This window comes from Moorena sp. SIO4E2 (genome assembly GCF_010671945.1).
GTDB lineage: Bacteria > Cyanobacteriota > Cyanobacteriia > Cyanobacteriales > Coleofasciculaceae > Moorena > Moorena producens.
The window spans coordinates 1-9,330 of sequence record NZ_JAAHIE010000286.1 but is presented as its reverse complement, the minus strand read 5'-3'; the positions used below and the strand labels follow the sequence as shown (position 1 = coordinate 9,330).

The following is a 9,330-nucleotide window of genomic DNA, read 5'->3' as shown; positions in this document are numbered from 1 at the left end:
GAGCATTCTAGATGATCTTACTTTGCCCACCCTACTTGAATTGGTCTGATTGCTGATTGCTGATAGCTTGTAGGGTGGGCAAAAACAGTTTGCTTGTTTTGAGCATTCTAGATGATCTTACTTTGCCACCCTACTTGAATTGGTCTCATAGCTGATTGCTGATTGCTGATTGCTGATTGCTGATTGCTGATAGCTGATTGCTTACGGTACTAAACATACTAATTGTTTTTCTGGGGAACCATCCCCAGGTACAAGTTTAATTTTATTTTCCTGAGACAGTTCCTTAATCCCTTGGTGAATTGCTACTTCCTTAATAGAATTCAATTTATTTTGAGTAGTTTTAATTAAAACGTTATGACCAATAATTTGATTCTGTTTGAGCAGATTTATGACAAATTCCTTAACCGGCTTGGTAACAAGTTGAGTATCGTTAACCTGACTAGGAAAAATAGTTAAATCTTGTAGTAAGGGACAATCCTGCAAAATTCCCGATTTTCGGATTAGATCTTGTAACTCTGGCAGTGTTAGTATTGTATCAGCAAGCACTAACTCTTGGGAAAAAGCTTGATTAACTAAGCTATGATAAGTGGCTAAGTAATGAACAGAAGATAGATCCTCTAATTTGAGGTGAATATGGCCAGAACCATTGAATAGTTTGCTGTAGAGTTTGTCGCCTTTAAGACCACGTTTTTTAACTTCTGTATGGCGAATCAGGTATAAGGTTTGACAGCGATTGCCTTGAATAGCTTTCTCACAGGCATTCATCAGATGATAGAAGCTGTTACCATTAGTAGTTTCTCCCCAGACTACTCCGAACCGTTCCTGGGATGATGGCAGCTGGTAACTTAGGGAATAACTGGCACAACTACCTGACAAAAAGTTTGATTTAACATCCTTGACCTCCAGAGCTTCTAACGCCTCTCGTAACATCTTAATCAATTGAGATTCATCAATATCCTGGATTCGGGTAATTTTCTGCTCAGTTTTTTTAAATTCTTTTTGCCACTTCAATTTAAATGAAGCTAAGACTTTTTCTGCTCTCGGTATTGATTTGCTAGCAGTATCATTTTGACTAGTTGATTTAGTCTTGGTTGATGGCTCTGAACTATTAAATTCCTGAGTTTTATACCTTTCAATTAGCTGATTTCCCAGGGTCAATGTCTCCCGGGGGGTGGTTTTGCCACCAGGAAATGCTTTTGCGAGGTCTTGCCGAGTTAAAGGATAAATCGGTGAAATGGTTTTGGTTTTTTGGTCAGCTTGCTGATGTAACGGATAGAGTCGGTTTGCCCAAAGCGATTCGGCTTGCTCTAGGGGAATCCTTTTGAGCAGAATTTTATGATTAAGTCTAGCAATATTAGCGGGTTTAATTTGTTTTTGATTGCGCTTCAAAGTATTAGTAATCATGCTGATTATAATCAGCATGTTATTGGGATAGCGAGTATGAAGGGTAGAGTTGACATTAAACAGAGCTTCTAGATCCAGATAACCATCGGGCAAACGAGGGATATTATCCAATTGGTCAAAACACAGCACAATCGGCTTGGTGGATTCAGAAATTCTCCCGAAGTTGATTAAGATGTTCTGAGCATCGTCTTCGTTATCTATAGAGCCTCTGACCCCAAGGGTTTGCAGGTCATCTTCATCTAAATCTTCTCCCCTTAACCATTGATAAGCCAGGTAATCCCGTTCTGGATTAGTTAGCTCATAAAGCACTCCAAAAAACTCTTTATTTCTATGAATTCCCCCTGGATAGCTAGCTCTGAGGTCAGCAATAAACCGTTGTCGCTCATTCCGGAGCCAGCCGGTTTTTTTAAAGGCCGGGAGACTCTTTAGCCACAGCAGCAACTGAGACTCTTTTTCCCCTTCTGGGACTTTGACCAGACTGTCAACGGTTTCCCTAAGGATATAGCGCCAGATGCGATCGCTATTTGCCCAAGGACCAATATAAGCAAAAAAGGCTTTTTGATTGAACTGCTGTTTGAGCCGTTTTAACAGATAACTTTTCCCCGAACCAGGATCACCAGCCAGTAAGATAGTGCGGGGTCGATGGTCTTGAGTCACCGCACTGAGGGTGCTGGTTATCTGATTAATTTCATCTTGATGAATCGATGTGACATTAACAGCCCCATTGTCTGGATCTTCCCAAAAATTACCCGTAGTAAAGGTTACGGGGTCAAACGGATTTGGAGCTTGTTTAATTATTTCCTGGATCGTTGCCATCTCTAAAATTCCATCTATAGTTTGGAAAAGGATAGAGGATTAACAATTGGGAAGTCTGGGGTTAGTGTATTATACTTTGTCTCCTACTTTAGGATCATACTTTACTGCACCATAATGAAAAATAGCCTCCCCCCGGTATTTTGAGGAATACCAGCTTCAATTTGTTCCTCTGTATACATATTGGCTTCTTCCAAAGCACTCAGATCAATTTTATCTTCTGCTTGCAAGCTATACAGTGCTTTATCTAATTCTTCCCTAGACAAAGGGGGTTGTAACTTTTGGCGCAAATGAAACAGTGGCAAATAGTTTTCTGTACCCAGTTCTTGGTCTAAATTCTTGATAATTTGTAATATTTCTTCATTAGTAGGGGGATTGACTAGAGCTGAGATTGTAGTTGTTGAGTTTGGTAGCTGTTTCCGCAGGAAATCGATGTAATCCGCTAGCATGGTTTTAGACAGATTGATATTGCCACGACCAACGGGTTTATAATTATTTAAGAGGTACTCAATACCTGCTTCAGTAATCCAGACATCTTTGAATTTAGTTTCTGCTACTGTGATATAGCCCTGCTCTATCAAACTGTCCATGATTTCCTTGCGGGTCTTAGCAGGCTTGACGTTTGTCTTGGCCGGAGTAGTCGGTTCTGTTTCACAGGCTTTAAGAATTTTGCGCTCTTTCGTGCTCAGTTGTGAGTCAGCCTGATCTTGGTTTAGGAGTTCCTTGCCTGCATCAGTGATCTGAATTTTCGTGATTTCTGTATTAGACTCAATCAAATTGCGATCGCATAACGCCTGACAAATTCGATCTCGTTCCCCCGCTGAGGTTTTAGAATTGGGCTTGGCTTCCGTAATCGTTGCCCGATAATCCGGTTTGCTCAGTAGCTTCAGTAAAAATTTTAGTTGGCTGACTTCCAGTTCAATAGCTTCCATGTTGATTGTCGTTACCTCACTTTTGTTCAAGATTAACCTAACTGTATTCCCTATAACCACGTAGTAGTCAAGGATTTCCGCAATAGATTCTACTGTCAGCCCTCAGCGGACGGGCGATCAGCCCTTAACTATCAGCCCTGAGCAGAATTCTTATTATATAAGCCTTTCGCTACTTTTCAATAGTATCTTTATTTACGTTGTACCATACTAGGCTGAATGCTTACCGACATCAGACTTATCTCAAGTCTGGTTGAATACCCATCATTAAGGGGGCGGGGGCGCGGGGAGGATGGGAGGTTTGGGGAGATGGGGAGATGGGGAGATTTCGATTAAGGGTAATTATCCTGACATCATATCAGCTGAAGGCCGCGATTAGATTAGTATTCAGGGAAAATCCTCAAAACGCTGATACCCGAAATTCTGATAGCTGACGACCGAAGCGAAAGCATTCAGCTATCAGCCGTGAGCCCAAGGCTCACGCTTCGCGAACAGCCGTCAGCGTTACGTCACAGGCATTAAGCCTATGCCACAAAGTACCGATCTAGTAGCGTGGCCATTCCCGTAGCGTGGCTCAAAGGCCAAGGCTGATACGCGACACGCTGATACGCGACACGCTGATAGCTGAATGCTTAGCTACAGTCAATTTTCTTACCCCTACTCCCTACTCCCTACTCCCTACTCCCTACTCCCTATTCCCTATTCCCTTAATAACGTCGAGTTTTCTGAACCCCATAAACTAGACCTGTACCAATCGATAACAAGATCAATAGCCACAGGATACCACCAGGAAGAAAGGTAAGAATACCAAAACCTCTGAGCAAGTAAACCATAACGGTGATAGCGAGAAGAGCGCCAAAAAAGTAGGCAATTATCAAAGTTTCAGATTGAGAAGAGGAACTCATATATAGTAAAGGGAACAGGGAACAGGGAACAGGGAACAGGGAGCAGGGAACAGGGAACAGTAATAAATATTTTGATGTTATCAGAAATCAGCAATATTGTTTATGAGCTATTTATAAGTGCTACTTTATAGCAGTCCTATCTGATTCGTGAAATAAATTTGCTGCTTTAAGGCAGGAGGCAGAAGGCAGAAGTCAGATCATAAGGGAAAAAGAGCTATTTTTTAACAAGTCCAGTGATTTTACAAATGATTTAAGATTGCTATAGGTGGGAACAGCTTTTGAATAAAAGAGGCAAGGATTGCTTTAATCTCTGTTACGTCTGCTGTCAGGAATTCATAAAGCTGACAGCTGACAGCTGACGGCTGACAGCTTACAAATGCTAGCTCAATAATCAGTTATCATTAAAATTTACAAACATGGAGTTTGCTAAAATTGCTGCTTGAGTGCGATCGCGTACATTCAACCGACTCAAAATATGAGTAACGTGGTTTTTCACGGTCTTTTCAGAAATATACAACGTCTGAGCAATCTCTCGGTTGCTAGCACCGGTAGCAATTAGTCGTAAAATTTCCTGCTCTCTGGGAGTTAGTTCATCCCAACCCGGAGGTGGACTCGGAGTTGGGTCTCGCATTTGAGCAGCGACTTTTCTGCCTATACCAGGGCCTAACTGAGTATAACCTTTTTGCACCGCTCGAATTGACTGGGCTAATTCTTCTGGAGGGGTATCCTTCAGCAAATATCCGGCTGCTCCGCACTGTATGGCTTGGGTAACGTACTGGTCATCATCAAAGGTAGTTAGTACTAATACCTTTGTATCTGGGAATTGCTGACAAATTTCCCGAGTGGCAGCGACGCCATCCATGACAGGCATCCGAATATCCATTAGTATAACATCTGGCTGTAAAGTTTTTACCAAACTAATTGCAGTTTGTCCATTCTCGGCTTCACCGACTACCTGTAAGTCTTCTTCTAACTTCAGCAAGGCTTTTAATCCACGCCGAATTAGACTCTGGTCATCTACGAGTAAAATACGAATCATCATTAATAAAGTTATCAACTGTCAGCTGAAAATCAACCTCAAATGGGATAATTTAATAGTTCGAGATTAATGAAAATTGAAAGTCTGGGTAAAAGCTCATGTAAGCATAAACTGATAGCTGATAGCTGACCGCTGATTGCTGACCGCTGATTGCTGATAACTGATTGCTGATAACTGATTGCTGATTGCTGATTGCTGACCGCTGATTGCTGATTGCTGATTGCTGATTGCTGATTGCTATATAAATTAAACCTTTGGTAAGGGAAAATGAGCGATAATTTTGCAGCCAGCTCCTGGTGCTGTCTCAATTTTAAAGGTTCCTCCTAAGGCTTGGGTGCGTTCTCGCATTCCTTGTAAACCAAAACCGGTTGTGTTCTGGTTGAGGGAAAATCCAATGCCGTTGTCTTTAATAATTAATTGTAAATCTGTTGCTGTCTGAATTTGGATGTCTACTTCAGTAGGTTTAGCATATTTAAAGATATTTGTCAACCCTTCTTGGACAATACGGTAAACTGCGATTTTGATGTCGCCAGGGATTGAACGCTTTAGGTTAAGATGGTATGTGGGTGAGATGGCTGTGGACTTTTGGAAGTCGTCGATTAGGGATGCGATCGCATTTTCTAGAGATTGCTCTTGTAAAGGATTTAAACGCAAGGAAGCAACGGATTGACGTACATCCTTCAGAGCAGTTTTACCCAGTTGTTTCGCTTCTAATATAAATTCTTTGGCTTCAGCCGGGTCAGATTGTAATAGTCTTAAAGCTGCTTCCAAGTGTAAATTGAATACAGTTAAAGAATGTCCTAAGGAGTCATGAATTTCCCGAGCAATACGGTTACGTTCTTGCAGCGTAGCAATATCTTCAATCCGGAGGGCATATTGACGCAGTTGAGCATTAGCCTGTGCCAGGTCTTCCCGACTTTTTCGTTCTGATAGTACAGCATCCACTAATAGCTGCAAAACGATTAAAACCAATACAAATATCAAGACAGAACTCAATAAGATAAATAGTAATCGCTCCGGAATCAACCCTGTCGGTGGTGGTCTGAACACAGGAGGTGGTCTAAAGGGAGGACGATGCCTCAGAGCATGATGCTGAAATCGAACCATTTGCCTCATTAGGAATAATATCAGCGCAAATCCAGTCATCACTAAGCGACCTTGGAACTCAAAGATAAAACAGTTGCGAACAACTAATATAATTAACATCAGTTGCAACAGCCGAATGTGTCCCACTATGGACGCTAAGAGAATTACCCCAATTTCGGCGGCGGTGTAAAGTATCTTATAAATAGGCTGATTTGTTGGTAATCTCAATCCCATTAACCCAAATACTCCCAGGAAAACAAGATTGAGTAGTGGCGACCTAGGTAGCGGGGGAAAAGGAAGTTTTAGTAATTCCACCAAAGCGGTAATGATCAGCAGTATCCACTCCAGGTAGAGCAGAAATCGAATTGGGTGGTTAGTAATGTGAATAGGATGGCGCATTCACGATTCTTGTAAACAACCAATAACAAACAACCAACAACCTTAATCCATGTGTCGAAGGTAACGCAAGACCCATTGGTCATATCTAGCCCAGGACTAAAGTCCTAGAGGAATTCAGGTCTTTTGCCTCATGTGGTTTCACCCTCTCCGTTTTTAGGATAGAGACATCAAACAGAAATCAGATCACAAAATACATACTTATAAATAGCTAAAGAGTGAACATCATGAACATCAAACGCTTTTCTCTATTTGCAGGTATCGCAGCAATTACCCTCACTACTTTTCCCATGGCAGTTAACGCCGAAGGAATGCCTCCATTTTTATCCAAACTTAACCTTACTAACCAGCAAAAAGAGCAGTTTGAAAACATCCGTAACAATACTGAAGCTAAAATTGAGGATATTCTCACTCCCGAGCAACAACGGCGGTTCCAAACTATAAAAACACTGCGCCGTCAACTCCGAGAAGCAAGGGAGGGTATGAATCTCTCTCAAGAGCAGCGAGACCAAATGCGCGAGATTCACAAGTCAGCACGAGAAGATATGAGGGGTATTCTCACCGAGGAACAGCGCCAACAAATTCGTCAAGAAATGCGCTCACGTCGAGGTAAGCGCGGATTTGGAAGGTGATTTTTCTAGGAATAGATTATCTCTTGGAATACAAATTACCAACTCTCTCGATCTAACTTGTTACTTGTCAATTGTTAATCTAAAAACCATTAACAATTGACAAGTTTTCTTGTAAGCATTCAGCTATCAGCGGTCAAGCTGTCAGCACTGATCGTGATTTGGGGGACAGAGCATGTTCCGCAGTTCTAAGGCCAAAGGCCACGCTACGCGAACGGGAATCTCCTCAAAGTGCTCCAACAAAAAATCCATCAGAGCCAGATGACGCAAATCCGATGGTTGAGGCCGCAGATAATTACGACCCCGGCTAAACCAGCGCCCCACTGTCGCTACCGAACGGGAGCAAATCATGGCCATCATTGAGTGAGTCACGGGCCATTTGCTGTAGAATTCCTTTGGTGTCATCCCGAGTTGACAGGAGCTGTATTGTTTAATTAGCTCTTGCTTGGCCTGAGTTAAGGAAGCATCAGGTTTGTTCATGATGCCACCTCCAGCGCTAAAGAAAGCAAATGGTTTTCCCAGGCTATATCTGTTACTCCTTGGTGATGTTGAAAGCCATGGAGATAGGGAGCTAGCCAGCTAGGGTTGAGACTGGTAGTGAGTTGCTGAATTAGCACTGCAGCAATAGCATCAGCTTCAATAGGCTGGATCGGTAGCCTGGTATGGAAGCCAGTTTCACTGCAATGGCTGAGCTTCGCGAGTAATTCAGTGATGCCAAAATCCCTAAGAGCTTGCTGATATCCATCGACCTGGGCTTTGGCACAACTTGGGTTGTGTGTCTGTGGATCCTTCTTTGGATAATTTTTCATTATTCTCGAAGGAGAGAGTTTTAAAGGGAAAAGAATACCCCGTCCTCTTAGGTCGGGGATGAATTTTAAATAGTGTTAATATAAAAAATAAGGGTCTCAAAAAAAAACTGGGTATTGACCCTACCAGCTACCGACCGTGCGGGGGAAAGTTACGCCCAGGTCGATAACAGCCAATTAGGTTGTGCCTGGGAATCCCTATTCCTGCGACGGATGGGGAAGTTCAAATAAGTGGCCTTCTTGATTGCAAGAGCCAGTGGCAGACCTTGCCGGGCAAAGCTATGGGTCTGGCATCTCGCTCCCGGTTGGTTACGGCTCGTCTCGGTGGGCTTGCTGTATCAACCTATTTATGATATTATGGTAATTTTAGCCAAATATCAAGTATTTGCCTGAAATTTGCTATAGCGCTACCCATTTGGCTTATCGGTGCGCCAATGCAATAGTTTTTTGGAAACTTGGAACCGAGGCGCTGATCATGGCATTGACCATAGGTCAAGCTACGGGATGCTCCAAAAGAGCCGCTACGCGATTGGCCGTAGGCCACGCTAAAAGCGATGCTCCAAAAGAGCCGCTACGCGATCGCATTTACTGTAATTAGTCATTAATACGATTAGCCACAGATGTCGCCACCCATTTGACTTATCGGTGCGCCAATGCAATAGTTTTTTGGAACTGCTCAAAGGGTAGAGATTACCACTACTGTTATCCAGGTTAATCAGAAGGTAATTTGCAACAATCTCAAGGGGAGTGCAACGCTGTTGATTATCGTAAAACGAGGCTCTCAAAACACTTATGGTCATACAAAGGAAGTCAATAGACCATCTAGAGTAATGTATCCCCCGGATCATCCCCTACATTGTGCAGGGCAAATCATTCTAGAGTAAGAAGATGTAGATTGAAGCTGGGGAGGTTAAAAACTATATATTTGCTCAAACAGAGCATTTATAAAGTAAAAATAAAGGAAATAGGCGATCGCCACCAACCTATTTTAAGATTTATGAAGAAAAATGCTTTCCCCATGAAGCTGGGGAAGTATTGAGGATATGGAAGAATGTCTAGCTTGAACCAGATGTTGGTCTTGGGTGAGGATAGTGGTACTAATTTGACTAGTAAGTGAGTCAAGTATGTAGTGAACACTTATAAGCAATCAAGCCAAGTGAATCTGGGCTTCAAGTTTTACCTCGACACTGGGTTGTAGAGCTGAATTGAGAGATAAATCTAAGCTTAGTTATACCTTAGGAGATACTAATATAACATGGGATATCGATATATTGGTACAGATATTGACGGACCCAGGTTCAATCCAGAGCAACTGTATGTTCG

General features: G+C 42.4%; 10 protein-coding genes. 3 read left to right on the top strand and 7 right to left on the bottom strand.

The annotated features are described in order from the left end of the window. Positions 1–201: 201 nt before the first annotated feature. The 5 genes from F6K37_RS24180 to F6K37_RS24160 form a co-directional block, all read right to left on the bottom strand. Positions 202–2,220, bottom strand: a complete 2,019-nt coding sequence (locus F6K37_RS24180) for an AAA family ATPase (protein WP_287252628.1) — start codon at positions 2,218–2,220, stop codon at positions 202–204. A gap of 101 nt (positions 2,221–2,321) precedes the next feature. Beyond that, positions 2,322–3,179: a hypothetical protein gene (locus F6K37_RS24175; protein ID WP_229414577.1), complete on the bottom strand. Its 858-nt coding sequence runs from the start codon at positions 3,177–3,179 to the stop codon at positions 2,322–2,324. Positions 3,180–3,853: 674 nt separating this feature from the next. Continuing rightward, a complete protein-coding gene (locus F6K37_RS45615; protein ID WP_044492812.1) occupies positions 3,854–4,051 on the bottom strand; it encodes a hypothetical protein in 198 nt (65 codons plus the stop codon). Between the two features lie 391 nt (positions 4,052–4,442). Further along, positions 4,443–5,090 carry a response regulator gene (locus F6K37_RS24165; RefSeq protein ID WP_044492827.1) on the bottom strand — a complete coding sequence of 216 codons (648 nt, stop codon included), beginning with the start codon at positions 5,088–5,090 and terminating at the stop codon, positions 4,443–4,445. 246 nt (positions 5,091–5,336) lie between these two features. Next, entirely contained in the window at positions 5,337–6,575 is a 1,239-nt protein-coding gene (locus F6K37_RS24160) for a sensor histidine kinase (protein ID WP_008182981.1), read from the bottom strand. 224 nt (positions 6,576–6,799) lie between these two features. Here F6K37_RS24160 and F6K37_RS24155 point away from each other — a divergent pair, with 224 nt between their 5' ends. Beyond that, positions 6,800–7,204: a Spy/CpxP family protein refolding chaperone gene (locus tag F6K37_RS24155; protein WP_008182978.1), complete on the top strand. Its 405-nt coding sequence runs from the start codon at positions 6,800–6,802 to the stop codon at positions 7,202–7,204. A gap of 141 nt (positions 7,205–7,345) precedes the next feature. On the opposite strand, the gene F6K37_RS24150 is transcribed toward F6K37_RS24155, so the two are convergent. Together F6K37_RS24150 and F6K37_RS24145 are read right to left on the bottom strand one after the other, a co-directional pair. Continuing rightward, on the bottom strand, positions 7,346–7,681 hold the full coding sequence (locus tag F6K37_RS24150) for a hypothetical protein (protein ID WP_008182976.1): 336 nt from the start codon (positions 7,679–7,681) through the stop codon (positions 7,346–7,348). Further along, positions 7,678–8,010: a hypothetical protein gene (locus tag F6K37_RS24145; protein ID WP_008182974.1), complete on the bottom strand. Its 333-nt coding sequence runs from the start codon at positions 8,008–8,010 to the stop codon at positions 7,678–7,680. The genes F6K37_RS24150 and F6K37_RS24145 overlap by 4 nt, the downstream gene beginning before the upstream one ends. Positions 8,011–8,238: 228 nt before the next feature. Here F6K37_RS24145 and F6K37_RS24140 point away from each other — a divergent pair, with 228 nt between their 5' ends. Both F6K37_RS24140 and F6K37_RS24135 read left to right on the top strand, forming a co-directional pair. Then, on the top strand, positions 8,239–8,400 hold the full coding sequence (locus F6K37_RS24140; protein ID WP_154659758.1) for a hypothetical protein: 162 nt from the start codon (positions 8,239–8,241) through the stop codon (positions 8,398–8,400). A gap of 82 nt (positions 8,401–8,482) precedes the next feature. Then, positions 8,483–8,605: a hypothetical protein gene (locus F6K37_RS24135; protein WP_267875502.1), complete on the top strand. Its 123-nt coding sequence runs from the start codon at positions 8,483–8,485 to the stop codon at positions 8,603–8,605. The last annotated feature ends 725 nt before the right edge of the window (positions 8,606–9,330 follow it).

Coding starts and splice junctions, on each gene's coding strand:
- F6K37_RS24180 (WP_287252628.1), bottom strand. CDS start 2,220: ATGGCAACGATCCAGGAAATAATTAAACAAGCTCCAAATCCGTTTGAC.
- F6K37_RS45615 (WP_044492812.1), bottom strand. CDS start 4,051: ATGAGTTCCTCTTCTCAATCTGAAACTTTGATAATTGCCTACTTTTTT.
- F6K37_RS24165 (WP_044492827.1), bottom strand. CDS start 5,090: ATGATTCGTATTTTACTCGTAGATGACCAGAGTCTAATTCGGCGTGGA.
- F6K37_RS24160 (WP_008182981.1), bottom strand. CDS start 6,575: ATGCGCCATCCTATTCACATTACTAACCACCCAATTCGATTTCTGCTC.
- F6K37_RS24155 (WP_008182978.1), top strand. CDS start 6,800: ATGAACATCAAACGCTTTTCTCTATTTGCAGGTATCGCAGCAATTACC.
- F6K37_RS24150 (WP_008182976.1), bottom strand. CDS start 7,681: ATGAACAAACCTGATGCTTCCTTAACTCAGGCCAAGCAAGAGCTAATT.
- F6K37_RS24145 (WP_008182974.1), bottom strand. CDS start 8,010: ATGAAAAATTATCCAAAGAAGGATCCACAGACACACAACCCAAGTTGT.
- F6K37_RS24135 (WP_267875502.1), top strand. CDS start 8,483: ATGGCATTGACCATAGGTCAAGCTACGGGATGCTCCAAAAGAGCCGCT.